Origin of the sequence: Corynebacterium sp. HMSC036D02 (assembly GCF_001836165.1) — a bacterium.
Lineage (GTDB): Bacteria > Actinomycetota > Actinomycetes > Mycobacteriales > Mycobacteriaceae > Corynebacterium.
The window spans coordinates 1-25,598 of record NZ_KV827649.1 but is presented as its reverse complement, the minus strand read 5'-3'; the positions used below and the strand labels follow the sequence as shown (position 1 = coordinate 25,598).

The following is a 25,598-nucleotide window of genomic DNA, read 5'->3' as shown; positions in this document are numbered from 1 at the left end:
TTCTTTTGTGTAGGAAGGCAGCAACTAGTGGCTGATCGTTTGGTCGTACGAGGTGCGCGTGAGCACAACCTCAAGGGCGTGGATATCGACATTCCACGCGATAACCTGGTGGTGTTTACCGGTCTATCAGGCTCCGGCAAGTCCTCACTCGCCTTTGACACCATCTTCGCCGAGGGCCAGCGGCGCTACGTGGAGTCCTTAAGCTCTTATGCGCGTATGTTCCTTGGCCAAATGGATAAGCCGGACGTCGAATTCATCGACGGTCTATCCCCGGCGGTGTCGATTGACCAAAAATCCACCAACCACAACCCGCGTTCCACCGTGGGAACCATCACAGAAATCTATGACTACCTGCGTTTGCTCTTTTCCCGCGCGGGTACTGCGCACTGTCCTGAGTGCGATGCCGTCATTGAGCGCCAAACCCCGCAGCAGATCGTGGATGAGGTCTTAAGCCACGAGGAGAAGCTGAAGTTCCAGGTCCTTGCCCCTGTGGTGCGCCGCCGTAAGGGCGAGTTCGTTGACCTCTTCGCAGACCTCGCGGCGCAGGGCTACTCCCGTGTTCGGGTGGATGGTGAGCTTTATCAGCTCAGTGATCCGCCGAAGCTGAAGAAGCAGATCAAACACGACATCGATGTCGTCGTGGACCGCCTGCAGGTGAAGGCTTCCCAGAAGCAGCGGCTGACGGATTCGGTGGAGACGGCACTGCGCTTGGCAGACGGCCTCGTCACCCTGGATTTCGTTGACCACGAAGAGCTCACGCACACCTACTCGGAAAAAGCTGCCTGCCCCAACGGCCATACGCTGACCATTGAGGAATACGAGCCCCGCGCGTTCTCGTTCAACGCGCCTTTCGGTTCCTGCCCGGTGTGCGATGGCTTGGGCACGCGCCTTGAGGTGGATGTGGATCTGTTGATCCCGGATCCGGATGCCCCGGCTGTGGAGGCCATCCAACCTTGGACGTCGAGCCCCAATGCGCGGTACTTTGTCAAACTAGTTGAAGGCCTAGCGAAAGCCCTGGACTTTGATCCGCGCACCCCGGTGTCCGAGCTGAGCAAGGAGCAGCGCCACGCGCTGATTTATGGCACGGATGTGGAAGTCAGCGTGCGCTATAAGAACCGCTATGGCCGCCAACGCAACTGGTCCGCACCGTTCGAGGGCGCCATCGGCTTCTTGGAGCGCAAACTCGATCAGGCGGATTCCGAATCACAAAAGGACCGTCTGCTTCAGTACACCCGCCGCGTACATTGTAACGCTTGCGGCGGTACTCGGCTGAAGCCGGAAATCTTGGCGGTGCGCTTGGCCTCCACCGCGCATGGCGAGCAGTCCATCGCTGGCTTGACGGCGCTGTCCATCGAGGAGGCAGCGGAGTTCCTCGACTCGCTCGTGCTGGGCCACCGCGAGGAGATCATCGCCGGTGCCGTGCTCAAAGAAATCCAGGCTCGCCTGCGCTTTCTTCTCGACGTCGGCCTGAACTACCTCACCCTCGACCGTGGCGCCTCCACGTTGTCCGGCGGTGAAGCACAGCGCATTCGCCTTGCCACCCAGATTGGTTCTGGTCTGGCGGGAGTCTTGTATGTCCTGGATGAGCCCTCCATCGGTCTGCACCAGCGCGATAACCAACGCCTTATCGCCACGTTGAAGCGCTTGCGCGATATCGGAAACACCCTCATCGTGGTGGAGCACGATGAGGACACCATCCGGGAGGCAGACTGGCTTGTCGACGTTGGCCCGCGCGCCGGCGAATTCGGCGGAACTGTGGTTTACCAGGGCGAACCCGCCGGTATTGAAGCCGTGGAGGAGTCCCTGACAGGGCAGTACCTGTCAGGTAAGAAGAAGCTCACGGTCCCGGATACTCGCCGCGAGATTGACCCCGAGCGCATGCTCAAGGTGGTCGGCGCGCGCGAGAATAACCTCAAGGGTATTGACGTCGAGATTCCACTGGGCGTCCTCGTCTGCGTCACTGGTGTGTCTGGCTCAGGAAAGTCCACGGTGGTCAACCAGATCTTGGCCAAGACCTTGGCGAATAAACTCAACCGTGCACGCCAGGTGCCCGGTCGCGCCAAGCGCGTTGAAGGCGTGGAGCACCTAGACAAGCTGGTGCAGGTGGACCAGAGCCCCATCGGCCGCACCCCGCGCTCGAATCCGGCAACCTACACAGGGGTCTTCGACAAGATTCGTAATCTTTTCGCGGAAACCCAGGAGGCGAAAGTCCGCGGCTACAAGCCAGGCCGGTTCTCCTTCAACGTTAAGGGCGGACGCTGTGAGGCCTGCCAAGGCGACGGCACCATCAAGATTGAGATGAACTTCCTGCCCGATGTTTACGTGCCGTGCGAGGTTTGTGATGGTGCTCGTTATAACCGCGAGACCCTCGAGGTCCTCTATAAGGGCAAGAACATCGCCGAGGTTCTCGATATGCCGATTTCGGAGGCAGCCGAGTTCTTCGAACCCATCACCTCTATTCATCGCTACCTCAACACCTTGGTGGAGGTAGGCCTGGGATATGTCCGCTTAGGGCAGGCCGCCACGACGCTTTCTGGTGGTGAGGCGCAGCGCGTGAAGCTGGCATCCGAGCTTCAGAAGCGCACGAATGGGCGCACGGTCTACATTTTGGATGAGCCGACGACCGGTTTGCACTTTGAGGACATCCGCAAACTTATGCTCGTCATCCAGGGGCTGGTGGACAAGGGCAATTCGGTCATCATCATTGAGCACAACTTAGACGTCATCAAGGCCGCCGACTGGATCGTAGATATGGGGCCAGAAGGTGGTTCCGGTGGCGGCACTGTCGTGGCCCAAGGCACGCCGGAGGACGTGGCGCAAGTAGAAGGCTCCTATACGGGAGGGTTCCTCAAGGAGATGGTGTAATGGTGGGGCTGAAGCGTGCGAACGCGGCTGCGTTAGTCTTCGGCTTCGCTGTGGTCGCAACGGCGACTGGCTGCTCTGAACCCGGACAAAGTCGAGATCAGCCAGCAGCTGAAGCGTCTCGAACAGACGATGCACAAAATTTCGATGTGTCATCGGAACTGCGAGCGGTCATCGCTGACGTAGAAAGCGAGTTTGACGTCCGTGCCGGTGTGTCCGTGGCGGATCAAGAGGAGACGTTCAACGCAGGGCTCAAGGGTGATGAACCCGCATGGTCGACCGTGAAGGTTCCCATCGCCATCGCTGCTCTGCGTGATGGAGCCAGTCCCGAGCTCGTGGACCTCGCGATTAAAGAATCTGATAATGACGCAGCCTACGCACTGTGGTCCCACGTCCAATGGTCTGAAGGGGATGCCGGCAGCGCAGTGAAAGCCCTATTGAAGGAGTATGACACAACCGGCGAATTTGCCGAGCCCTTTGGCTATTCCACGTGGGTGCTCGAAGAACAAGCTAAGTTCGGCGCGCACTTGCCGTGCATACCAGAAGCTGAGCAGGTGTATGAAGCGATGGATGACATCGTGGAGTGGCAAGACAATGGGCTTGATAAGCTGCCGGACACCCGCGCCAAAGGCGGATGGGGATTATCTGAAACTGATAACGGATATACCCACCGTCAAATTGGAGTTCGAGAAACTGCAGGCGGCGGGACTGCGGAAAATGGCGCCGTGGGTCTGGCCATTGAGGTGACCATGCCAGGGGAATACGCAGAAGAAGCGATACCCGCCCTCGACACGCTAGCTGCCGGAGTGGACCGAGTGGTTTCTGAGGCGCTGGAAGCCGGGGCGCTAACGCCACAGGTAGGCTGCGCGCAACCCAGTGCGCCATCTGCGGTGAAAGGGACGTCCTCAAGCACTGCGAGAGAGGTATCGGCAACCACCTCGGCACGCCGATTTGGTTCGCGATGATCGCGGTGATAAAGTAGTGCCCACTACCGCCCGTAGCGCCTCCTCCAGGAGGTACTTGGGCCGCAAGCGGAGTTTCTCCCACCCGATGCCGCGCAGGATGAATTATCCGGCGCAGGATAAAGGTTAAGAGTAGGCGCCATTTATTGGCGCGTGCTTGAGAAGAAACTCCCGGATGCCTACGGCACCGGGATTTATTCGTTTGTGGTCACGGTAGGCACACTACTAGCCCCACAATCGAGGAGAACCACAATCAGCGCTGAAGCTCGCATTAATGAGCGCATCCGAGTACCCGAGGTCCGTCTTGTTGGCCCCGGTGGTGAACAGGTGGGCATTGTCCGCACGGACGATGCTCGCAAGCTCGCATACGAAGCAGACCTTGACTTGGTCGAGGTTGCCCCGAACGCGAAGCCGCCCGTAGCCAAGATCATGGATTACGGCAAGTTTAAGTACGAGCAGGCCCAGAAGGCCCGCGAGTCCCGTAAGAATCAGCAGCAAACCGTGGTGAAGGAACAGAAGTTCCGTCCGAAGATTGATGATCACGATTACGAGACCAAAAAGGGCAACGTGGTGCGCTTCCTGGAGAAGGGCTCCAAGGTAAAGGTAACCATCATGTTCCGTGGTCGCGAGCAGTCGCGTCCGGAGCTCGGTTTCCGGCTGCTGGAGCGTTTGGCCGACGACGTCGCAGAGGTTGGCGTCGTGGAGTCACGCCCCAAGCAGGATGGTCGCAATATGACCATGGTTCTTGGGCCCGTCCGCAAAGGCAAGAAGTAGACCACGCTCCACTTAGGATTTAAGGATTTAATTCTCATGAAGCAGAAGACTCACAAGGGCACCGCCAAGCGCATCAAGGTGACCGGCTCCGGCAAGCTGCGTCGCGAGCAGGCTAACCGCCGCCACCTCCTGGAGGGCAAGCCTTCCAAGCGCACCCGTCGCCTGAAGGGCACCGAGGACGTTGCCAAGGCAGACACCAAGCGCGTCAAGCGCCTTCTCGGCCGCGCATAGTCAGCGCCGAAACACTCCATTTCCACACACCACAATCAAGATAAGGAAGTATTACTGTGGCACGAGTAAAGCGCTCAGTTAACGCCAAGAAGAAGCGTCGCGCGATTCTGAAGTCCGCTAAGGGCTACCGCGGCCAGCGCTCCCGCCTCTACCGCAAGGCCAAGGAGCAGTGGCTGCACTCCATGACTTACGCTTACCGCGACCGTCGCGCCCGTAAGTCTGAGTTCCGCAAGCTGTGGATCCAGCGCATCAACGCTGCTGCTCGTATGAACGACATCACCTACAACCGCCTCATCCACGGCCTGCGCCTGGCTGAGATCGAGGTTGACCGCAAGATCCTGGCTGAGCTTGCCGTTAATGACTTCGAGGCTTTCTCCGCACTGTGCGAGGCCGCCAAGGCTGCACTGCCGGAGGACGTTAACGCTCCGAAGGCTGCTTAAGCTTTCACTAGCCTGCTCACGCCCACCGCTTTCTACTTCAAGAAAGGGTGGGCGTTTGGCGTTCCAAGCTTCAATTGGGGCACAGCACAGCCAATGGGGAATAGGCCCCAGTGGGGTGAAGAAAAAGGGGACATAGCGTGTGCTTTGTGTTACCTTAATCAAGTTCCCACGTTCTCTTCCTGTGTGTGCAGGCTTAAAAAGGAGTCTTTCTCATGACGAACCCCAACGGCGGTTTCCAGCAGAACAACCCGAATGCTTCTGGCAATAACCCTCAGTACTCCAATCCGTTCGACTCCAACGGAAACCAGTACCAGGGCGGCAACTACGGACAGAATCTGCCGGCTCAGCAGGGCGGGTACCAAGGGCAGGGCCAGTACTACTCTCAGCAGGCCCCGGTCAACGCACCGCAGAAGTCCTGGCTGGCAGCGTTGCTCCTTGCATTTTTCCTTGGCGGGTTTGGCGCTCACAACTTCTATATTGGTCGCACAGGACGCGCCATCGGCCAGCTATCGCTCTGCGTCTTTAGTGTTTTGACGTCCTGGCTCGGTATCGGAGCTATCTCGGCGGGTATCCTCTGGATCTGGGTGATTATCGAGTTCATCATGATCATCGCCGGTGCAGGCGGTTATGACCGAGACTCCAATGGCATCCCGCTGAAGAAGTAGTCTTTAGCAATACTCGTGTGGCCCACCGCCTCCTACAGTTTGGAAAGCGGTGGGCTTGCTGCATTGTGGTGTACCCACTCGATCGGCGACCTCGCAGGCGGCCTCGGTAGGGTGGAGGCCATGAAACTGGACTTTGAGAATGCCTTCACCGAGCGCACGCCGCGGATAGTCAATGCCGCCAAATTGCATCGCGCCGCTAGCCGTCGGAAGGCAGAGCGCTTCCTTATTGAGGGTGAGAATGCTGTCGATGCAGCGGTGTCGACAGGCTCGGCCACGGATGTTTTCGTAACGGAGAAGGCCGCCGAACGCTTTGCACATATCGTGCAAACCTGCGGCTACATGGACGTCTATGTCCATCCCATCACCGACAAGGCAGCAAAGCACCTCTCCGATACGGCGACGAGCACAGGCCTTTTTGCAGTGTGCCGTCCTGTCCTGTGGAGTGCAGGTAAAATCCTGGCGGGCAAGCCGCGTTTGGTCTCAGTCCCAGTGCTTACTTCCGAGCCGGGAAATGCAGGTACCTTGATCAGGACTTCGGATGCCATGGGCGCCGATGGCGTCATCTTCGCGGGCGAGACGGTCGATCCATTGGGCTGTAAAGTCGCGCGCGCATCAGCAGGCTCACTCTTCCATATACCCGTGGCGCGTGATCCCAATATCAAAGATGTTTTGGGTAAGTTACGGTCCTCCGGTATGCAGGTGCTGGCAACGGCCGCTGACGGTGAAGTAGATCTGGCTGAAGCCGATCTTTCCCAGCCCACCGCATGGCTGTTTGGAAACGAAGCTCATGGACTAGGGGAGCTGTTGGATGAAGCCGACATGCGCGTGCGCATTCCAATTTTGGGCCGTGCAGAGTCGTTGAACCTTGCCACGGCAGCCAGCATCTGCTTGTACGAATCTGCCAAGCAGCAGAACCGCTAGTCTTTCCTTGGGCTGGGGCTGGTGGCCACAGAAGTCGGGGAGCACGGTAAGATAGCTCGCGTTAGTTTTTGTGCGAGAAGAAGGTAATCAAGGCACGTGTCCGACACACCTCAGATCGAATTGACCGAAGAGGCCCTCGAGGCCGCCGCGCAGAAGGCCATTGCCGCCTTCGAGGCTGCATCCGACCTCGACGAGCTCACTTCCGCCCGCCGTGAGCATCTTGGTGACGGCGGCTATATCCCGCAGGCCCGCCAGTCGCTGGGGCAGCTGCCAAAGGATCAGCGCAAGGACGCCGGTCGTGCGGTGAACATGGCGCGAGGCAAGGTGGAGAAGACCTTTGCCCAGGTCCGGGAAACGCTCGAGCAGGAGGCTCGCGCCGCTCAGCTCAAGGCGGAGAAAGTCGACGTCACCGTCCCAACTACCCGGGCGCAGACCGGTGCCCTGCACCCAATTACTGCGCTGTCGGAGCGTATTGCCGACATCTTCGTGGGCATGGGCTGGGAAATCGCCGATGGCCCAGAGGTCGAGGCTGAGTACTTTAACTTCGATGCTCTGAACTTCAAGCCCGACCATCCGGCACGTACGTTGCAGGACACCTTCCACGTGGGTAAGGAGGGCTCCAAGCAGGTTCTCCGTACACACACGTCGCCGGTGCAGGTACGTACGATGCTTGAGCGTGATGTACCGCTCTACATCGCCTGCCCAGGCCGAGTTTTCCGTACCGACGAGCTCGACGCGACTCATACGCCGGTCTTCCACCAGGTGGAAGGCCTTGCCGTGGATAAAGGACTGACCATGGCCCACCTGCGCGGCACTCTGGAGCACTTGGCCAAAGTTCTCTTCGGCCCAGAGACCACTACTCGCATGCGTGTGAACTACTTCCCGTTCACTGAGCCTTCTGCCGAGGTCGATGTGTGGTTCCCGAACAAGAAGGGTGGTGCCGGCTGGATCGAGTGGGGTGGCTGTGGCATGGTCAACCCCAACGTTTTGCGTGCGGTTGGCATCGATCCGGAGGAGTACACCGGCTTCGCCTTCGGCATGGGCCTCGAGCGCACCCTGCAGTTCCGCAATGGTCTCACCGACATGCGCGACATGGTGGAAGGCGATGTCCGCTTTACCTTGCCATTCGGCGTGCAGGCATAGGAACCCAGAGAAAGGATAGAAAGAAAACAATGCTTATTTCCCAAGACTGGGTTACCCGCCTCCTTGGCACCGCAAACTCTGGCTGGAACGTATCCGCCGAAGAGCTAGACTCCGGTTTTGTCCGCGTCGGCTTCGAAACCGAGGGCTATGAAGCTCTTCCGGAGACCACGGGGCCGCTGGTTATTGGCCAGGTCGTTGAGATTGAAGAGCTCACCCAGTTCAAGAAGCCAATCCGTTACTGCCAGGTGAATGTTGGCCAAGCCAACGGCACCGGCGAGCTACAGGGCATTATCTGCGGCGCTCGTAACTTCCGCCTCAATGACTATGTCGTGGTTTCCCTGCCGGGTGCTGAGCTGCCGGGAGGCTTCAAGATTGCTGCCCGTGAGACCTATGACCACATCTCCAACGGCATGATGTGCTCCGCGGCTGAGTTGGGCTTTGGTCCGAAGGCCGATGGCATCATTGTTCTGGGAGAGGAAGTCGCCGACAAGATCGGTGAAGACGCTCGCCCCATTATTGGCCTCTCCGATACGGTTTTCGACGTCAACATCACCCCAGACCGTGGCTATGCTTTGTCGGCCCGTGGCCTGACACGTGAGATTGCCTCCGCCTTTGACGTGGCTTTCGCAGACGTGGCTCAGGATCCGAGCGTTGCCGGTATCGATATGTCCGATGTACCGGCGCCGAAGGGCGAGCTGATCGCCGTCGATCTGCGCGAAGAAACCAAGGCACAGCGCTTTGGTCTACGCAAGGTTAGCGGCATTGATCCCGCTGCCCGCACGCCCTTCTGGATGGCGCGCGAGCTCATGCTCTCTGGCCAACGCAGCGTCAATCTGGCGACCGACGTCACCAACTACGTCATGCTGCTCCTCGGTGCACCGATGCACGCCTTCGACGCAAACGTCGTGAGCGGCGACCTCGTGGTGCGCAACGCTAGCGAGGGAGAGACGTTTGAGACCCTCGACCATGTCAAGCGTGAGCTTTCGGCGGGTGACGTGGTCATCTGCGATGACAACGGAATTCAGTCCCTGGCGGGTGTCATGGGTGGCACGACTTCCGAAATCTCCGAGACGACCACTGACGTGTACCTCGAATCCGCCATTTGGGATCCGATTACCGTGGCTCGCACGTCGCGCCGCCACAAGCTGTCCTCGGAAGCCTCCCGCCGTTTCGAGCGTGGCGTCGACCCGGCCATCGTGGAGGTTGCTCTCGACGTTGCGTGTGCGCTGCTCCAGCAGATCGCGGGCGGCACCATTGAGGAGGGCCGGACGCTCGTGGGGGACGTCGCCAAGCGCGAGCCCATCACGCTGCGCGCAGCCAAGCCGAGCGAGTATGCCGGCGTTGGGTACTCCCGCGAGACCGTGGTAAAGCGCCTTACTGAGGTGGGCTGCGAGGTCTCTGGCGAAGAAGAGCTTTCCGTCGTCCCCGCGTCTTGGCGCACCGACATCGAAATGGATGTGGATCTCATCGAGGAGATTCTGCGTCTGGAGGGGCTCGAGGATATTCCGACCATTCTTCCTACCCCGGTAGGAGGTCGTGGCCTTACTCCGGCACAGAAGCGTCGCCGTGCAATCGGACACGGCTTGGCTTATGCGGGCTACGCCGAGGTTCTGCCTTCGCCGTTCATTGCCAACGACACCTTCGACACCTGGGGTTTGGATAAGGAAGACCCGCGCCGCCGCACTGTTGCCGTGCAGAATCCTCTCGAAGCGGATAAGGCCGTTCTGTCCACGACGTTGCTTCCGAATCTCCTGGAAGCAATCGCCCGCAACGTGGCTCGTGGCCGAAGTGACCTCGCCCTCTTCGGTCTCCAGCAGGTGGCAATCAAGCGCGCCGATGCGTCTCCGATGCCTTCGGTGGAGTCGCGCCCGGAGGATTCCGTCGTGACCGAGCTCGTGGAGTCGCTGCCGCTACAGCCGTTGCATGTGGCCACGGTCGCTACCGGCAACATTGAGCACGAGGGCCCGTGGGGCTCCGGTCGTGCTTATAGCTACGCAGATGCCATTGAATCCGCGCGCCAGGTCGCCCGCGCTGCTGGTGTTGACATCACTGTCAAGGCAGCCGAGCAGCTCCCGTGGCATCCGGGCCGCTGTGCCGCTTTGGTCCTCGCTGCAGACGAGGAGACCGTCGTGGGCTATGCCGGCGAGCTGCATCCGCAAGTACTCGAGGCACTCGAGCTTCCAGCCCGCACGTGCGCCATGGAGCTCGATGTCACCGCACTGCCGTTGCACGAGAAGTTCCCAGCACCAGTCCTCTCCTCCTTCCCAGCCCTGCACCAGGACATCGCGCTGGTGGTGGATGAGGATACCCCGGCGGAGGCAGTCCGCCGAGTGGTTGAGGAAGGCGCCGGCGAGCTCTTGGAATCCGTGGAGCTTTTCGATGTCTTCCGCGGTGAGCAGCTCGGTGAAGGCAAGAAGTCCCTTGCCTTCCAGCTCTTGTTCCGCGCGGATGACCGCACGCTGACTGATGAAGAGGCTAACGAGCACCGACTCGCTGCTGCAGACCTAGCCAAGCAGCGTCTTGGCGCAGAGATGCGCGCTTAGCGTTCACTGGCACCTTCGGTTCCTTAACCCGGCTCACGCACCCCGTGAACCGGGTTTTCTCATACCGCAACGAGCGAAGGGATGGGGATAGATCCCCTAGCACTGGATGCAGTGTGGCTTGGCTCATAACCTCAAAGGGGCAGCGTTTCCACACCGAAAGGATTGTTCACACCATGCGTTTGATTTCACGTCTTACAGCTACCGCCGCCGTCGTCGGCGTACTGACCATCGCCCCACATGCCTCTGCAGACTTGTCCCAGGGTTTCTCTAATGCTGATGGCACCGTCAACTGCGAGGCAGCGAATATTGAAGGAACTTACATCGCCTGCTTGTCGAATGGCGCTCGCGCCACTAGTCCAGAATGCAACCCACCGGGTCAGTTGGCCCCACGCTTCTTTTACCACACAGGCCGCTCCAAGGCTGATTGCTTCAACCAGGGGCTAACGCCTTCCAGCTTCAAGCGCCTGCAGCCCGGCCAAGTTCACCAATTCAATGAGGTCACCGCCATCGCGGACGCCCAGGGTGGCATCCACTTCGTTGGCCCACAGGGGTACCTGGGCTACGCAGGAAAGAAGGCCGTATCAGGAGCCGAAGGGCTCGGGCAGGTCTCATCCCGCGTCATGTAGGTTTCGCTCCTATCTCTATTGCAAGGCTCGGATTTCGCAGGACACTGCGGAGATCCGGGCCTTATTCTCGGTGGAATGAAGAAAAGTGCTTCCAATTTAAGTGAATAACATACGGCGGGCTGCATTATTTGCTACTGTGGCTGCATGACTATTTCAGTAGCTATCGCCGGAGCCACGGGATATGCAGGAAGCGAAATTCTGCGTCTCTTGCTGTCGCACCCAGCGTACCTTGCGGGTGATCTGCTCATCGGCGCGCTGACGGGGCACTCCAATGCTGGTCAGCGAGTCTCCGAACTCATGCCGCACCTGCCGCAGTTAGCAGATCGCGTCATCGAAGACACCACTCCGGAAGTCTTAGCGGGCCATGACATCGTTTTCCTCGGTTTGCCGCATGGGCATTCCGCGGAGATTGGCCGCCAGTTGGGGGAGTCCGTCACCGTCATTGATTGCGCCGCCGATTTCCGCCTCCGCAACAAGGAAGATTGGGATGCATTCTATGGCGGGGAGTACGCCGGTGCATGGCCTTATGGAATTCCTGAAGTTCCCGGCAACCGGGACAAGCTTAAAGGCAGCAACCGTGTGGCCGTCCCCGGGTGTTTCCCCACCGCGATTACTCTCGGCGCTCTGCCCGCCGTGGCGAAAGGGCTGATTGAACCGGACCTGTCCGTTATCGCGATTACCGGTGTTTCCGGAGCGGGAAAGAAGGCCTCCGTGGCCCAGCTCGGCGCGGAGACGATGGGCAATCTCAAGGCTTATAAGCCGGGTGGGACCCATCGACACACTCCGGAGGTCCTGCAGAACTTACAGCCCTTTACCCAGGATTCGGTTTCGGTGAGCTTTACTCCGGTGCTCGCGCCGTTGCCGCGTGGCATCTTGGCGACGATTACGGCGCCTCTGAAGGGGGACGTCGACAAGCACAGCGTTGCTCAAGCCTTCCGCGACTTCTATGCGGAAGAGCCGTTCTGCCTGGTTCTGCCGGAAGCTCAGCAGCCGGAAACACAGAACGTAGTGGGTACCAACATGGTCCACATCCAGGCGCACGTGGACGAGCGTGCTCAGCGCCTGGTGATAACCGCGGCTTTAGACAACCTGTGCAAGGGCACCGCCGGTGCAGCTGTCCAGTGCATGAACCTGACTTTGGGCTGGGAGGAAACCTTGGGTCTGCCGCAGGCGGCCGTCGCACCCTAAGCACTCGAAATACTCGCGCGCGTTCCCCGCGCTATCCAATTCCCCGGGGACTTCCGTTCTGTTAAGACAAGGAGAACATAAAGATGATCACCGCACCCGCCGGCTTCCTGGCAGCGGCTACGAGGGCTGGGATTAAGCCCTCGGGAAAGCCAGATATGGCACTCGTGGTTAACCAAGGGCCGAATTTCGACGCCGCTGCGGTCTTCACCCGCAACCGCGTAGTGGCCGCACCCGTGAAGCTTTCCCGCGAAGCAGTAGCCGATGGCACACTCCAAGCAGTTATTTATAACTCCGGCAACGCTAATGCCTGCAACGGCGAGCAGGGGGACAAGGACGCCGCGGCGATGGTTGCCGCTGTCTCCGAGCATACGGGTATTCCTGTAGCTAACATTGCTGCCTGCTCGACGGGCCTCATCGGAGAACCACTGCCCATGGAGCAGGCTCTCGCGGGCATCGGGGTGGTTGCCGGGGAGTTGGGGGCGGATAAGGCTCACGGTCAGGCCGCGGCAGAGGCCATCATGACCACCGATACCGTAACCAAGGAAGCCGTCGTCGAGTCCGACGGCTGGTGCATGGGCGCGATGGGCAAGGGCGTGGGGATGATGGCTCCCTCCCTGGCCACCATGCTGGTATGCGTGACCACGGATGCCGTGGCCTCCCCGCAAGCATTGCACTCCGCCCTGCAGGCCGCTAGCGATCAGACCTTCAACACACTCGATGTGGACGGCTCTACGTCAACGAATGACACCGTCATTATCCTGTCTTCTGGCGCCTCCGGTGTAGAGCCGAGCCAGGAGGAGTTGGACGCGGCGGTCCTAGCCGTGTGCTCCGATATCGCGGATCAGCTCCAGGCAGACGCGGAGGGCGTGACCAAGCGCGTAAAGATTACCGTGGGGGGGACAAGCACCGATGAGCAGGCGCTGAACGCTGCGCGGACGTTGGGGCGGGACAACCTCTTTAAGTGCGCGATGTTCGGCTCGGATCCCAACTGGGGCCGCGTGCTCGCCGCAGTGGGCATGGCGGATGCTGATATGGATCCGGAGAATATTTCCGTGTTCTTCAATGACCAGGCCGTGTGCGTTAAGTCCACCGGTGCGCCCGGCGCGCGCGATGTCGACCTTTCTGGCGCCGACATTGACGTGCGCGTGGACCTCGGAACCGGAGGAAGCGGTACTGCCTTTGTGCGTACCACCGACTTGTCCCACGACTATGTGGAGATCAACTCCGCGTATAGCTCTTAGTTCTCACAGGGAGGAAGAATGCTTCCGGGATTAAGCAATGCTGACCGCGCCACGGTGCTCGCGGAAGCTTTGCCATGGCTGCAGCACTACCGCGACAAGATCGTCGTCGTCAAGTACGGCGGGAACGCGATGGTGGATGACTCGCTCAAGGCCGCCTTTGCCGCCGACATGGTTTTCCTGCGCACCGTAGGCGCTAAGCCTGTGGTTGTGCATGGTGGCGGCCCGCAGATCAATGAGATGCTGGGCAAGCTCGGCATTGAGGGAGAATTCAAGGGCGGCTTCCGCGTCACCACCCCGGAAATCATGGACGTGGTCCGCATGGTTCTTTTCGGCCAGGTGGGGCGCGGTCTGGTGAACCTCATCAACTCCCACGGTCCCTACGCCGTGGGAACATCCGGTGAGGACGCGGGTCTGTTTAAGGCCCGCAAGCGGCTTGTCGACGTCGACGGCGAGCCCACCGATATCGGCATGGTGGGAGACATCGTCAGCGTCGATCCCTCCGCCGTCATGGACATCATCGAGGCTGGGCGCATTCCGGTGGTCTCGACCATCGCTCCCGGAAATGACGGCGAGGTCTACAACATCAACGCGGATATCGCCGCCGGTGCATTGGCACGAGCACTGGGTGCTGAGCGCCTTGTCATCCTCACCAATGTGGAGGGCCTGTACACCGACTGGCCCAATCGCGATTCACTGGTGTCGAAAATTGAGGTCGACAAACTCAAAGCCCTGCTCCCAGGCCTGGATTCGGGCATGATTCCGAAGATGGAGTCCTGCCTCATGGCCGTCGAGGGTGATGTGAGCGCCGCCCACGTCATCGACGGGCGTATCGCCCACGCCGTGCTATTGGAGCTGCTCACTACGGGCGGCATCGGCACGATGGTGCTGCCCAATGATTACAACCGTGAGGACTACCCAGAAGGAACGGTCTTCAGGAAGGACGATAACAAGTGACTGCGCAGACCACATTGACGCAACGGTGGGGAGAGGTGTTAAGCAACACCTATGGCACCCCACCCGTGGCCATCGTTTCCGGCAAGGGAGCCACGGTGACTGATGAAGACGGTAAAGAATACATCGATATGCTCGCCGGCATTGCGGTGAACTCGCTGGGCTATGCCCACCCGGCCATCGTAGAAGCGGTAAGCACTCAGGTGGCGACCGTGGGGCATGTCTCCAATCTCTTCGCCAGCAAACCCGTCGTCGAGGCTGCCGGAAAGCTGCTGGAGAAGGTGGGGGACAGCGACGCCCGTGTCTTCTTCTCCAACTCCGGGGCCGAAGCCAATGAGGCTGCCTTTAAGCTGGCTCGCCTGACGGGGCGCCGCCGCATTCTCGCCGCACATCATGGTTTCCATGGCCGGACGATGGGCTCTCTCGCCATGACGGGGCAGCCTGCAAAGCGCAAGGCCTTTGAACCTTTCCCGGGCGGGGTGGAGTTCTACACCTACGGCGACATTGAATACTTGACCACCTTGGTGGAACAGAACCCGGAGGATACTGCCGCCATCATCTTGGAGCCCATTCAGGGGGAGACCGGTGTGATTCCGGCGCCCGATGGATTCTTGAGCGCAGTGCGCGAGCTGTGCACCACACACGGGATCCTCATGATCGTCGATGAAGTGCAAACGGGTGTGGGGCGCACCGGCGATTTCTTTGCCTTCCAACATGAGGACGTCTTTCCGGATGTCATCACCATGGCCAAGGGCTTGGGCGCGGGCATGCCGATTGGCGCCACCATTGCTCGTGGTCAGGCCAAAGGCCTTTTCACTCCGGGTTCGCACGGTACGACCTTCGGCGGCAATCCCGTCTCCTGTGCGGCGGCAGCGACGGTGCTGGAGCTTGTCGACGACCCCTTCCTCGCCGACGTTAGCCGCAAGGGCGAGTGGCTACGCGCCGAGCTGGCTAAATCTCCGGCTGTGCAGTCTGTCCGGGGCCGAGGGCTTATGCTAGGAGTTGTATTAAATAAGTCGGTGGCTAAGGACGTTGTGGCTGCGGGCCTGCAACACGGTCTTATTCTCAACGCCCCAAGCGGCGAGGTCGTGCGCTTGACCCCGCCGCTAGTGATTACCGATGAAGAACTCGCGCAGGCTGTGGAGCGCCTGCATAAGGTACTGGAGGATATTGGATGAGCGTGCGCCATTTCTTGGCCGATGATGACCTCACACCGCAGGAGCAAGCGGAGGTTCTTGATCTTGCGCTGAGGTTGAAGAAGGATCCTTTTGCCGAGCGTCCTTTGGAGGGCCCGAAGTCAGTCGCGGTTCTTTTTGATAAGACGTCGACGCGCACGCGCTTCTCCTTCGAGGCAGGAATCGCTCACCTAGGCGGCAACGCCATCGTTACGGAGACTAAGTCCACGCAAATGGGGAAGGGCGAGACATACCAAGACACCGCAGCCGTGCTCTCCCGTTTCGTCGAGGCTATCGTTTGGCGCACCTATGCGCACCAGAATTTGTTGGAGATGGCTGAAACCGCGACGGTACCCATCGTCAACGCCCTGTCCGACGACCTACACCCCTGCCAGATCCTGGCAGATTTGGTGACCTGCCGCGAGAATTTCGGTGACCTAGCTGGCCGCAAGGCCGTTTACTTGGGTGATGGCAACAACAATATGGCTAACTCTTATATGTTGGGCTTTGCCACCGCGGGCATGGAGATGACGATCATTGCGCCGGAAGGTTTCCAGCCGCAGCCGGAGTTTGTGGAACGTGCCCGCAAGCGCGGCACGGTGACTGTGACTGATTCTCTCGACGCCGTCGACGGCGCCGACGTTGTTATCACTGACACGTGGGTTTCCATGGGGCAGGAAGATGACGGCAAGGACCGTCGCACCCCGTTCCTGCCTTACCAGGTCACCCCAGAGGTCATGTCCCGTGCCAAGGATGAGGCAATCTTCCTGCACTGCTTGCCGGCCTACCGCGGTAGCGAAGTGACCGCTGAGGTGATTGACGGACCACAATCTCGTGTCTTCGACGAGGCGGAAAACCGCCTCCATGCTCAGAAGGCGCTGCTCGTGTGGCTTCTTGCAGCTCAGGAGGAGAACTAAGCGAATGACGACGACCCCAACGACGCGCAATGCCCGCCAAGCAAAGATCTTGGAGATTCTTGACCGCACACGGGTCACGAGCCAAGTCCAGCTCTCCGAGCTCTTGCTCGATGAGGGAATCGACATCACGCAAGCCACCTTGTCGCGTGACCTCGATGAGCTGGGCGCCAAGAAAGTAAAACGCGATGGTGGCCGGTCCTTCTACGTGGTGGGCGGCGAGTTGGAGCAATTCGAAGACCAGCTCAACGGTCCGCGCGAGAAGCTGCGTCGCATGCTCGAAGAACTCGTGGTCTCCCACGATTTCTCCGGCAATATCGCGATGCTCCGCACGCCCGCGGGCGCTGCCCAGTACCTAGCTTCCTTCATTGATCGTGTGGGCCTGCCAGATGTGGTGGGGTGTATTGCGGGCGATGACACCATCTTTGTCCTAGCACGTGAAGGACTCGGAGGCCGTGAGCTTGCAGAAAAGCTCACCAGCCGCAGCATTTAACATTTATACGTAAGTCTGTATAATATAAATAAGTTCAATTTTTAGCACCTGTCTGTCTTAAAAGGAGCAAACTACTATGACTGCACGCGTTGTGCTTGCCTACTCTGGCGGTCTGGATACTTCCGTCGCCATTCCCTACCTGGCCAAGATGACCGGCGGCGAGGTTATCGCCGTGTCCCTTGACCTTGGTCAGGGCGGCGAGGATATGGAATCTGTGCGCCAGCGTGCTCTCGACTGCGGTGCTGTCGAGTCCATCGTTGTCGACGCAAAGGATGAGTTCGCAGAAGAGTACTGCTTGCCCACCATCAAGGCGAACGGCATGTACATGAAGCAGTACCCGCTGGTGTCTGCTATCTCGCGCCCGCTCATCGTCAAGCACCTCGTGGAGGCCGCTCAGGCCCACGGTGGTACCCATGTTTCTCACGGCTGCACCGGCAAGGGTAACGACCAGGTGCGTTTCGAGGTCTCCTTCCGTGCATTGGATCCGGCGCTGGAAATCATTGCGCCGGCGCGTGACTATGCCTGGACCCGTGATAAGGCGATTGCCTTCGCTGAGGAAATCAACCTTCCGATCGAGCAGTCCGCTGCGTCCCCGTTCTCGATTGATCAGAACGTGTGGGGCCGTGCGGTCGAGACCGGCTTCCTCGAAGACCTGTGGAACCCGCCGACAAAGGATCTCTACGCCTACACCGAGCAGCCAGACCTGGGCAATGCCCCGGACGAGGTGACCATCACCTTCGATAAGGGCGTGCCCACTGCCATCGACGGCAAGCCGGTTACCGTCCTGCAGGCTATCGAGGAGCTCAACCGCCGCGCCGGCGCCCAGGGCATTGGCCGCCTCGACATGGTGGAAGACCGCCTGGTGGGCATCAAGTCCCGCGAGGTCTACGAGGCCCCGGGCGCCATGGTTCTCATCAAGGCCCACGAGGCATTGGAAGATGTCACCGTGGAGCGTGAGCTGGCCCGCTACAAGCGCCTTACCGACGCCCGCTGGTCCGAAGAGGTCTACGACGGCCTCTGGTTCTCGCCGCTGAAGCGCTCCCTGGATGCCTTCACCGAGTCCACCCAGGAGAACGTCACCGGCGATATCCGCATGGTTCTGCATGCCGGCACCGCCACCGTCAATGGCCGTCGCTCTGGCCAGTCGCTGTACTCCTTCGACCTGGCCACCTATGACACCGGTGATACCTTCGATCAGACTGCGGCCAAGGGCTTTGTCCAGCTGCACGGTCTGTCGACGCAGATCTCTAACCAGCGTGACCGCGACGGCGGTTTCCCCACCGGCAAGTAAACCAGCACAGTCAAGGTCAAGGTAAGGAATCGATGCACAAGACTAATGAGGGCGCGTTGTGGGGAGGCCGCTTTTCGGGCGGCCCTTCCGAGGCGATGTTTGCCCTGTCCGTATCCACCCACTTCGACTGGGTCCTCGCCCCCTATGATGTGCTGGCCTCCAAGGCTCACGCCAAGGTCCTGCACAAGGCCGGATTGCTGTCGGACGCAGACTTGGACACCATGCTCAACGGCCTCAGCGAACTAGGGGAGAAGGTTGCTTCTGGCGAATTCACCCCACTGCCGACGGACGAGGACGTCCACGGCGCGATGGAGCGCGGACTCATTGACATTGTTGGCCCCGAGGTTGGTGGACGCCTGCGCGCTGGACGCTCACGCAACGACCAGGTAGCCACCCTGTTCCGGATGTGGATCCGCGATACCATCCGCGATATCGCGCTCCAAGTCACCGACTTGGTGGAAGCTTTGGCTGGTCAGGCCGAGGCTCACCCGGATGCCATCATGCCGGGCAAGACCCACTCCCAAGCAGCGCAGCCAGTTCTGCTTGCGCACGAGCTTCTCGCACACGCCCAGCCCTTGCTGCGTGATATCGAGCGCCTCCAGGATTTGGACAAGCGCTTGGCCGTGTCACCTTATGGCTCGGGTGCACTCGCGGGTTCCTCGCTGCACTTGGACCCGGAGGCTATCGCCGAGGAGCTCGGTTTCGACTCCTCCGCGGAGAACTCTCTGGATGGCACGGCAGCACGGGACTTTGCTTCCGAAACGGCCTTCGTCCTTACCCAGATTGCCGTGGACATGTCGCGCTTATCCGAAGAGATCATCTACTGGTGCACCCCGGAATATGGCTATGTCACCTTGGATGATGCCTGGTCCACGGGCTCGTCTATCATGCCGCAGAAGAAGAACCCGGACGTACCGGAGTTGACCCGTGGTAAGACCGGCCGGCTCATTGGCAACCTCACGGGCCTGCTGGCAACGCTTAAGGCGCAGCCCTTGGCCTATAACCGTGATCTGCAGGAGGATAAGGAGCCTATCGTTGACTCGGTGGCGCAGCTGAACCTCTTGCTACCGGCGATGACCGGATTGGTTGAAACGCTGACCTTCCACGAAGCTCGCATGCGCGAGCTCGCACCGCGCGGTTTCACTCTGGCCACTGATCTTGCCGAGTGGATGGTGCGCCAAGGCGTTCCTTTCCGCGAGGCTCATGAGGCTTCCGGTGCGTGTGTGCAGATCGCAGAGTCCCGCGGCGTTGACTTGGTGGATCTCACGGATGAGGAACTGGCGGGCGTCGACAAGCGCCTGCTCCCAGAGGTCCGTGAGGTGCTGACCATTGATGGGGCAGTGGCGTCGCGCTCCACTAAGGGCGGCACCGCCGGTGTCCGTGTGGTGGAGCAGCGCGAAAAGGTTCGCGAGCGTGCTCGTGACGCACGCGAATGGGCGCAGACTCCGCTGCGCTAAACCCGCCAGCTTCTTTAACCGCATGGTCCTTATGGCCATGCGGTTCTTTTCTTATGTGGGGTGACATGGAGTAACCCATTGCTGAAGCACTTCGGACCCCTAGCGCGGAGTCTCAAGATTAAGAGAAAGTGCTCTATGTCTCGGAGGAACAGGTCCTCCAGAAGGGGATGAGCAACCGGTAGCTGCAGATGATTGCCATTGTCTCTGCTATCGGCTCCGGCTTGCCGCTCGGCACACTGACATCGTTGGGGCTGGTTCTATCCTTTAAGTTCGTCAACGGTCATCCTTCCAGTCCGCGTACGGATTCCAGACGGTTCCGGCCATCGGCGTGCTTGTCGACGCCGACAATATCTTTCCCACCTTCGTGGCACCGACTTAGAGTCCGAGATTGATATTATCGCTAACCCTGAGGTCCCGAAGGACCTCTACTTTTTGGTGGCGAACGTTCCTTCTCTTCTTTAGAGAACCGGGTGGGGCAGGGTGGCGGGCCGCCGCTTTACCCCCTCACCCCTTCCTTTACCCAGCAATGAGAAGAAGATCACTTTATGATTTAGATCATGAGCAGCACATCGTCGACGAAGCGCACCAAGTCCTTCGTGATTGCCGCAGTGTTCATCGTCCTCGCCGTGGCCTCCCTCGCGGTAGGGCGTGGCGGAGATTCCCTGCCGAAGTTCAACTTTTTCAAGGACACGACCCTTGTCACGGGCGCAATTAGTCCAGAACTGGAAGCCACCTTTAACGACCCTGCCATGCTCAAGGCTTTAGAGAAACACAACATCGAGGTCGAACTCGATGTTGTGCCGGCTGGGGACTTCGTTGAGCACAGTAGCAGCGTGGACAAGGACTATGACTTCATTCTGACGGATCCCAATGGCGCTGCGTGGGTGTCTGATCTGCGCAATGCCAACCCGGAGCTGGCGGAACTGGATGAAGGTTTTCCGATGGTGTTTGGCAATCAGTTGCAGGTGCTGGTGCATAGTGACCTAGTCGAGGACATGAAGGACCACGACTTGGTCACGGAATCCGGCAACTTAGCTTCGTTGAATGTAGAGACCTTGGTGGACATGTCCCAGGAAAACACTCGCTGGCGTGACATTAGCCCAGCCTTCGGATCGCCGCGTGTCGTGGACGTGGCAGTGCCCCAGGTAAGTCAGTCTTTTGCCGCATTGCGTTACGCACGCCTTCTTCGCACCGTTGGGGAGGATTACGCGCAGAAGGAGCTAGGACGTGATGACAAGGCGAAGATTGATGCGGAAGCTGATGACATCATGCGGCATCTCGTAGCGGAACAGGGCTACAGTGAGACCACCGAGCAGGGAATCCTCGATGCTTTTCTTCGGGTGGATAAGGGGGAGATGCCCATGGTCTTGGCAACTACCGATCAGTACGTGCGCCTGCGCAATGAGGGCGAGGACCTGTCCCCCTATACACCCCTAGCTCTGGATCCACCGACGACGTTGATCAGCATCGTCATTCCTCGCACTGAGGAGGGAGTGCTGTTTGCTAAAGCAATGAATGAGGACGGCATCCCTGCGGTGATGGAGGGCCTCGGGCTCAGTACGCAGGGCTCCGGCTTCAACCCGAAATTTGATCCATCCAACGATCACAGTATCCCCGTGGACGGCGGCGAATATAGCCAGCTGCGGTGGGCGGATTTCGAGGAAATTCTGCAGGTAGTCGGTTAAGGCTCCGCAGCAACAAGCATCAGGAAGGTTGTGAGGGAATGTTTCGGTCACTGAGAGTGCTGCTCATCCTAGTGGGCACCATGGCGCTGACGGCCTGTTCGATGGGGGATCTGTTCGATGACTCTCAGAAACCCGGCTCCGGGAATTCATTCAGCGGCGGTCTCAGAATCGTGGCGGCAACGGAGCTCGAATCTCTGGAGCCCGTGCTTGCCGACGCCTCCCAAGACCTCGGCTTCGACATCACCATGACCACCGAGGACGGAACGCTGGCGAATTCCCGTACCCTTAAGCAAGGTGGTTTCGAAGGGACCTATGACGCGACGTGGTTTGCCACCAATCGCTATGCGCGCATTATTGGTGCAGATGACCAGCTGGGAAGAGAGCACAGCGTGGCGCGTTCCCCAATAGCTCTCGGCGTGCAGTCCTCTGTGGCACAAGAGCAAGGCTGGACCAGCAAGCAGCCGTCGTGGCAAGAAATCGCTGACTCCGGAATAACTTTTGGCATGACGGATCCTTCTACCTCAAATTCGGGTTTCTCCGCACTATCGGCAGCAACGACCGCTTTTGCGGACACAGGACGCGCCCTCACGGAAGAGGACATCAGGCAGTCCACTGGAAAAGTGCAGAAGCTCTTTGGCAACCAAACCCTGACATCGGGTTCCTCTGGCTGGTTGGCCGACCGCTTCCGCGAGCACCCAGAGCAAGCCGATGCAATTTTTAACTATGAATCTGTGCTCTACCAGCTCAAAGATGAGGGAGCAGACATAGAGGTGGTCATCCCCTCCGATGGAGTGATTTCGGCTGACTATCCGCTGTCTTCCTTGGCGAGCTCTTCGGACAAAGACGCAGAAGCGAAAGTGCAGGCGCTTGCTGAATGGTTTGCGGAGCATCCAGACAAGCTCACAAGTTTCCATTTGCGAGTAGATAGTTCTGACTTGCCCGGCACTGTTTTTGAGCTGCCTTACCCGGCAAACGAGCAAACCGTTGATGCGCTGGAGGCTGCCTTCGCCCATGAACTGCGCAATCCTGGCAACACGGCTTTGGTCCTCGATACCTCCGGCTCCATGGAAGGCGAGCGCATGGATCTACTCAAGAGTAGTTTGCTCCCGCTTATCGACGGCTCAGCTGACGGCACCCCAGATGGCGAAGGTCAAGTTGCCTTCCGAAATCGCGAGCATATCAAGCTGATTCCGTATTCTTCAGAGCCCCAGCAGCCAACTCGTGCACGCGTGGATAAGGATAAGCCGGCAACTACCAAGGAGCTTGCAGACCGCGTGGAACGCCTCGTTGCGGATGGCGATACCGCGACCTTCGAGGCCGTCCTGAACGCTTTCGATGAAGTGGATACCAGCGGCGGCGATATTGGCACAGTGGTGCTCATGACCGACGGCGAAGTTACACGTGGGCGCACATTTGCACAGCTGAAGGAAGCTTATGCGCAGTTGCCCGAGGACAAAAAGGAGATTCCTGTCTTTGTCATCTTGTATGGTGAAGCCAATATCCAAGAGATGGAAGAACTAGCTCAGCTGACTGGTGGCAAGACCTTTGATGCGCTCAACGGTGACCTTGCTGCCGCGTTCGAAGAAATTCGTGCCTACCAGTAAAACAATTCCACCTTTCCCAGGAGGATCTGCACTACATGAACGCCCTGAACTCGCGAAAAGTTGTCGTCGGCGTTGCGGTTACCGCGCTCGTCGTTGTCCTTCATGTCTTAAGCGGCGGTGGATTGGGTTTCCTGTGGCCGGTTGTCGCAATCTGCACAGGTATGGCGGCTGGGTTCGTGACGCCGCCACGGCAGGAGAAGGTTCTGGAGCCTCCCAAAGCCGGAGAAGGCGAGCTTATCCATACCTTGGAGGAAGTCCGATACACCTTTACAGCGCACAAGCTTCCTAGCCCTGTCCAACGAGCGTGGGATTCTTTCGATGAATCAGCAGTGTGGGTGTTGGACAACTGGCACCGCCTCGATGAGGCTCCGCACCAGCAAGCCCTCGTGCGCGACATGATTGAACAACACTCCAAGGAGCTGGTGAGGTCTTACCTCGATGTGACAGACCTGAAGGATCCGGTTGCTGTCGAGGAGATGAGTGAATCGCTCAGTATCCTGGGCCGCGAAATGGAGCAAATCAAGGAGGCGATTTCCCAGAACTCGGTCCGCAAGCTGCGCAATCATTCTATGGCGCTCAAACTCGAATATGGTGGGACCCTTCCTTCCGTGGAATCTAGGGAAGTGTAGGCTTAGCGCTTATGAGTCTCGATTCGCAACTGCTTGACATCCTGGTGTGTCCGCAGGATAAAGGTCCGTTGAAGTATCTGGCCGAGGAACAGGTCTTGGTCAATGATCGTCTTGGCGTGGCCTATCCCATTGAGAACGACATCCCCGTCATGCTGGTGGACCACGCTACGCCGTGGCCGCGCCAGAACTAGATCTCAAAAGAACGAATCGATTTTCAAAGGAGCCTTCATGAATATCATTGATGAGCTGCAGTGGCGCGGCCTCATTAACCAGTCCACCGATCTCGACGCACTCCGTGAGGCTTGCGAAGAACCCATCACCTTGTATTGCGGTTTTGACCCGACAGGTGATTCGCTGCACGCCGGCCACCTCGTACCGATGATCATGCTTCGTCGCTTCCAGAAGGCTGGCCACCATCCGATTGCCCTGGCAGGTGGTGCGACGGGCCAGATCGGTGACCCGCGCGATGTAGGGGAGCGCACCATGCTCTCGCAGGAGACTATCAACGACAATATGGTCGCCATTAAGAAGCAACTGCGTCAGTTCATTGATTTTGAGGGCGAGAACGCTGCCACCATGGTCAACAATGCTGACTGGACTTCGAAGATGACCGTCATCGACTTCTTGCGTGATGTGGGTAAGAACTTTTCTCTCAACACCATGCTGGACCGTGACACCGTCAAGCGCCGTTTGGAGTCTGATGGCATCTCGTACACCGAGTTTTCCTACATGCTCCTGCAGTCCAATGACTATGTTCATCTGCACGATGAGTTTGACTGTGTTCTGCAGATCGGTGGTGGCGATCAGTGGGGCAATATCGTCTCTGGCGTTGATCTCAACCGACGTGTCAAGGGAGCCAAGGTGCATGGCCTGACGGTTCCGCTCGTGACGGATGCCCAGGGGCAGAAATTTGGTAAGTCCACTGGCGGCGGAAAGCTCTGGCTCGATCCGGAGAAAACATCGCCGTACTCCTGGTACCAGTACTTCCTCAACGCGGGTGACTCCGTGGTCATTGACTACTTGCGGTGGTTTACCTTCTTGAGCCAGGAAGAAATCGCTGAATACGAGCAGAAGGTAGCCGAGGAGCCCTTCCGTCGTGAGGCACAGCGCCGCCTTGCGCAGGAGATGACCACCTTGGTGCATGGCGAGGAAGCCACGAAGTCCGTCGAGCTCGCTGCGCAGGCGCTGTTCGGCAAGGCAGAGCTTTCTGACTTGGATGAGCAAACTCTGGTTGGCGCGCTGTCGGAGACTACCGCGGCTGACATAGCCGCTGGTGAACCGCGCACCATTGTCGACTTGTTGGTTGCCTCCGGCCTTGCTGATTCCAAGGGTGCGGCCCGTCGCACTATCAAGGAAGGCGGCGCATACGTTAATAACCAGCGCATTGAATCTGATGACTGGGAGCCGGCTGCCGACGACCTGCTCCACGGGGCATGGCTAGTGCTGCGTCGTGGTAAGAAGAATTTTGCTGGTGCCAAGCTCAACTAGCTAGTGGGTGTCCACTGCGGACCTGAATTAGGTCAATCCCGTCGCGTACTGCGGCGGGATTCGTCGTTTTACCGTGGGGCAATCGGCAAAGCAGTTAAGGAAGTCGAAAAACATGGTATGAACTGCGGATTTGTTCAAGTATGGGGGTGTGCGTATATTAATTCGAGTCGCCGCAAGACGCCGGTGACAAGGAGATTAACTCCCAGTTGACAAGATTTAAACTTGTTGGCTAGAGTATGAACTCCAGCCGCTCAGAGCAATGAATAAATAGCTTCAGTGCAAAGAGTGTGCGGATGATGTTTGAGAACTCAATAG

The 25,598-nt window shown here is 59.0% G+C and carries 23 protein-coding genes; all 23 read left to right on the top strand.

Going from position 1 to position 25,598, the window contains the following annotated elements; genetic code table 11:
• Positions 1 to 27 precede the first annotated feature (27 nt).
• The gene (gene uvrA, locus HMPREF2743_RS01445) at positions 28 to 2,865 is read left to right on the top strand and encodes an excinuclease ABC subunit UvrA (RefSeq protein WP_070527504.1); all 2,838 of its coding nucleotides are present in this window, start codon (positions 28 to 30) and stop codon (positions 2,863 to 2,865) included.
• A gap of 146 nt (positions 2,866 to 3,011) precedes the next feature.
• Entirely contained in the window at positions 3,012 to 3,827 is an 816-nt protein-coding gene (locus tag HMPREF2743_RS01440) for a serine hydrolase (protein WP_246824436.1), read from the top strand.
• A gap of 201 nt (positions 3,828 to 4,028) precedes the next feature.
• The gene (gene infC, locus HMPREF2743_RS01435) at positions 4,029 to 4,598 is read left to right on the top strand and encodes a translation initiation factor IF-3 (protein WP_083298996.1); all 570 of its coding nucleotides are present in this window, start codon (positions 4,029 to 4,031) and stop codon (positions 4,596 to 4,598) included.
• 36 nt (positions 4,599 to 4,634) lie between these two features.
• On the top strand, positions 4,635 to 4,829 hold the full coding sequence (rpmI, locus tag HMPREF2743_RS01430) for a 50S ribosomal protein L35 (RefSeq protein WP_010190075.1): 195 nt from the start codon (positions 4,635 to 4,637) through the stop codon (positions 4,827 to 4,829).
• A 56-nt stretch (positions 4,830 to 4,885) separates the two neighbouring features.
• Complete coding sequence (gene rplT, locus HMPREF2743_RS01425; RefSeq protein ID WP_005323264.1) at positions 4,886 to 5,269, top strand: 50S ribosomal protein L20; 384 nt, start codon at positions 4,886 to 4,888, stop codon at positions 5,267 to 5,269.
• Between the two features lie 212 nt (positions 5,270 to 5,481).
• On the top strand, positions 5,482 to 5,934 hold the full coding sequence (locus HMPREF2743_RS01420; RefSeq protein ID WP_070527512.1) for an NINE protein: 453 nt from the start codon (positions 5,482 to 5,484) through the stop codon (positions 5,932 to 5,934).
• A gap of 120 nt (positions 5,935 to 6,054) precedes the next feature.
• Positions 6,055 to 6,855 (top strand): TrmH family RNA methyltransferase, encoded by an 801-nt coding sequence (locus HMPREF2743_RS01415; RefSeq protein WP_070527627.1) that lies wholly within the window; start codon positions 6,055 to 6,057, stop codon positions 6,853 to 6,855.
• Between the two features lie 96 nt (positions 6,856 to 6,951).
• Entirely contained in the window at positions 6,952 to 7,998 is a 1,047-nt protein-coding gene (pheS, locus tag HMPREF2743_RS01410) for a phenylalanine--tRNA ligase subunit alpha (protein ID WP_070527515.1), read from the top strand.
• A gap of 29 nt (positions 7,999 to 8,027) precedes the next feature.
• The gene (gene pheT / locus HMPREF2743_RS01405) at positions 8,028 to 10,541 is read left to right on the top strand and encodes a phenylalanine--tRNA ligase subunit beta (RefSeq protein ID WP_070818067.1); all 2,514 of its coding nucleotides are present in this window, start codon (positions 8,028 to 8,030) and stop codon (positions 10,539 to 10,541) included.
• Positions 10,542 to 10,714: 173 nt separating this feature from the next.
• Positions 10,715 to 11,167, top strand: coding sequence for a hypothetical protein (locus HMPREF2743_RS01400; RefSeq protein WP_070527520.1), 453 nt, complete (start codon positions 10,715 to 10,717; stop codon positions 11,165 to 11,167).
• A gap of 144 nt (positions 11,168 to 11,311) precedes the next feature.
• A complete protein-coding gene (gene argC, locus HMPREF2743_RS01395) occupies positions 11,312 to 12,355 on the top strand; it encodes an N-acetyl-gamma-glutamyl-phosphate reductase (protein WP_070527522.1) in 1,044 nt (347 codons plus the stop codon).
• A gap of 83 nt (positions 12,356 to 12,438) precedes the next feature.
• Positions 12,439 to 13,596, top strand: coding sequence for a bifunctional glutamate N-acetyltransferase/amino-acid acetyltransferase ArgJ (gene argJ / locus HMPREF2743_RS01390; RefSeq protein ID WP_070818066.1), 1,158 nt, complete (start codon positions 12,439 to 12,441; stop codon positions 13,594 to 13,596).
• Positions 13,597 to 13,614: 18 nt separating this feature from the next.
• A complete protein-coding gene (argB, locus tag HMPREF2743_RS01385; RefSeq protein ID WP_070527529.1) occupies positions 13,615 to 14,550 on the top strand; it encodes an acetylglutamate kinase in 936 nt (311 codons plus the stop codon).
• Positions 14,547 to 15,725 (top strand): acetylornithine transaminase, encoded by a 1,179-nt coding sequence (locus tag HMPREF2743_RS01380; RefSeq protein WP_070527532.1) that lies wholly within the window; start codon positions 14,547 to 14,549, stop codon positions 15,723 to 15,725. The genes argB and HMPREF2743_RS01380 overlap by 4 nt, the downstream gene beginning before the upstream one ends.
• Complete coding sequence (argF, locus tag HMPREF2743_RS01375) at positions 15,722 to 16,639, top strand: ornithine carbamoyltransferase (protein WP_070527535.1); 918 nt, start codon at positions 15,722 to 15,724, stop codon at positions 16,637 to 16,639. Before HMPREF2743_RS01380 ends, argF begins: the two co-directional genes overlap by 4 nt.
• 4 nt (positions 16,640 to 16,643) lie before the next feature.
• Positions 16,644 to 17,129 carry an arginine repressor gene (locus HMPREF2743_RS01370; RefSeq protein ID WP_070527538.1) on the top strand — a complete coding sequence of 162 codons (486 nt, stop codon included), beginning with the start codon at positions 16,644 to 16,646 and terminating at the stop codon, positions 17,127 to 17,129.
• A gap of 76 nt (positions 17,130 to 17,205) precedes the next feature.
• A complete protein-coding gene (locus HMPREF2743_RS01365) occupies positions 17,206 to 18,420 on the top strand; it encodes an argininosuccinate synthase (protein ID WP_010190050.1) in 1,215 nt (404 codons plus the stop codon).
• A 32-nt stretch (positions 18,421 to 18,452) separates the two neighbouring features.
• Positions 18,453 to 19,877 carry an argininosuccinate lyase gene (gene argH, locus HMPREF2743_RS01360; protein ID WP_070744733.1) on the top strand — a complete coding sequence of 475 codons (1,425 nt, stop codon included), beginning with the start codon at positions 18,453 to 18,455 and terminating at the stop codon, positions 19,875 to 19,877.
• Positions 19,878 to 20,434: 557 nt separating this feature from the next.
• Positions 20,435 to 21,562, top strand: a complete 1,128-nt coding sequence (locus HMPREF2743_RS01355; RefSeq protein ID WP_070744731.1) for a hypothetical protein — start codon at positions 20,435 to 20,437, stop codon at positions 21,560 to 21,562.
• A gap of 38 nt (positions 21,563 to 21,600) precedes the next feature.
• Positions 21,601 to 23,166: a vWA domain-containing protein gene (locus HMPREF2743_RS01350; protein ID WP_070744729.1), complete on the top strand. Its 1,566-nt coding sequence runs from the start codon at positions 21,601 to 21,603 to the stop codon at positions 23,164 to 23,166.
• Between the two features lie 35 nt (positions 23,167 to 23,201).
• Positions 23,202 to 23,795, top strand: a complete 594-nt coding sequence (locus HMPREF2743_RS01345; RefSeq protein ID WP_070744727.1) for a hypothetical protein — start codon at positions 23,202 to 23,204, stop codon at positions 23,793 to 23,795.
• Positions 23,796 to 23,806: 11 nt separating this feature from the next.
• The gene (locus tag HMPREF2743_RS01340; RefSeq protein ID WP_070527553.1) at positions 23,807 to 23,986 is read left to right on the top strand and encodes a Trm112 family protein; all 180 of its coding nucleotides are present in this window, start codon (positions 23,807 to 23,809) and stop codon (positions 23,984 to 23,986) included.
• Between the two features lie 37 nt (positions 23,987 to 24,023).
• Positions 24,024 to 25,283 (top strand): tyrosine--tRNA ligase, encoded by a 1,260-nt coding sequence (tyrS, locus tag HMPREF2743_RS01335; RefSeq protein WP_070644809.1) that lies wholly within the window; start codon positions 24,024 to 24,026, stop codon positions 25,281 to 25,283.
• Positions 25,284 to 25,598 lie beyond the last annotated feature (315 nt).